The sequence below is a fragment of the Bradyrhizobium sp. P2_E8 genome, from assembly GCF_056403875.1.
The window spans coordinates 1-1,318 of record NZ_JBFUES010001462.1 but is presented as its reverse complement, the minus strand read 5'-3'; the positions used below and the strand labels follow the sequence as shown (position 1 = coordinate 1,318).

Annotated in this window: 2 protein-coding genes and 1 pseudogene; all 3 read right to left on the bottom strand. The window is 63.6% G+C overall.

Going from position 1 to position 1,318, the window contains the following annotated elements:
- Nucleotides 1–306, bottom strand: a pseudogene (locus AC1D00_RS41435) (formate dehydrogenase subunit gamma); the annotation flags it as partial.
- Nucleotides 307–349: 43 nt separating this feature from the next.
- Complete coding sequence (gene fdh3B, locus AC1D00_RS41430) at nt 350–946, bottom strand: formate dehydrogenase FDH3 subunit beta (RefSeq protein ID WP_026192595.1); 597 nt, start codon at nt 944–946, stop codon at nt 350–352.
- 12 nt (nt 947–958) lie between these two features.
- Nucleotides 959–1,318: molybdopterin dinucleotide binding domain-containing protein (locus AC1D00_RS41425; RefSeq protein WP_477014681.1), on the bottom strand; the 360-nt coding region annotated here is incomplete at its 5' end.

Sequence of the window (1,318 nt, the reverse complement as noted above, 5' to 3'; positions counted from 1 at the left end):
CAAATAGAAGATCACCAGCACCGCCAGCATGCCGAGCATGGCAACGCCGCCGATCCACCGCAGCGCGACGTTGCGGAATTCACGCCACTCGCGGCCAGCAGGTTGCATCAGCACGCTGGAGCGCTGGTCGGGGATGCTGACGCGTCCCTGGATCCGGTCCATCTCCTGCAGCAACTGGCGCTCGTTGACCGAGCTCRCCGTCGGATTGATCTGCTGGGCCAGCGACGGTGCCGGAGCTGCCATGATCAACAGAAGCAACGCCCACGCGCCGATGGCTGGTCGAATGAACCTTGCAAATGAGGACATGGACTCCTCCCCGGCATTTGTGCCGCGTCGCCCGCGGCCTGCTTCAGGACTCGATCGTCTCGCGATAGGCGGTCTTCCAGCCCCACGCTCCTGAGCCGTAACCGCGCTTCAGCACGCGCTCCCTATAGATCTGGGCGATGATCTCGCCGTCGCCGGCGAGCAGCGACTTGGTCGAGCACATCTCGGCACACAGCGGCAGCTTGCCCTCGGCCAGGCGGTTCGCACCGTATTTCTCGTATTCCTCCTTGCTGCCATCGGCCTCGGGGCCGCCGGCGCAATAAGTACATTTGTCCATTTTCCCGCGCGAGCCGAAATTGCCGACCTTCGGATATTGCGGCGCGCCGAACGGACAGGCGTAGAAACAGTAGCCGCAGCCGATGCAGAGATCCTTGGAGTGCAGGACCACGCCATCGGCGGTGGTATAGAAACAGTTCACCGGGCACACGGCCGCGCACGGCGCATCCGTGCAATGCATGCAAGCCATCGAGACCGATCGTTCGCCCGGCTTGCCATCGGCGATGGTGACGACCCTGCGGCGGTTGATACCCCAGGGGACCTCGTGCTCGTTCTTGCAGGCCGTGACGCAGGCGTTGCACTCGATGCAACGGTCGGCGTCGCAGAGAAACTTCATACGTGCCATCGTCGTTGCTCCTTATGCCGCCGCGATCTGGCAGAGAGTGACCTTGGTCTCCTGCATATTCGTCGCGGGATCGTATCCGTAGGTGGTGATCGTGTTGGCGCTTTCACCGAGCACGATCGGGTCGGTGCCCTTCGGGTAGTTGCCGCGGAGATCCTTGCCCGCAAGCCAGCCACCGAAGTGGAAGGGCATCCAGGCGACTCCCTTGCCGACGCGCTCGGTGACCAGCGCCTTCATCCTCGCCCGGGAATTGTTCTCGGCCCCCATGACCCAGACCCAGCCGCCATCCTTGACGCCGCGCTCGGCCGCGTCGGCGGGATTGATCTCGATGAACATGTCCTGCTGCAATTCGGCGAGCCACGGGTTGGTCCGGGT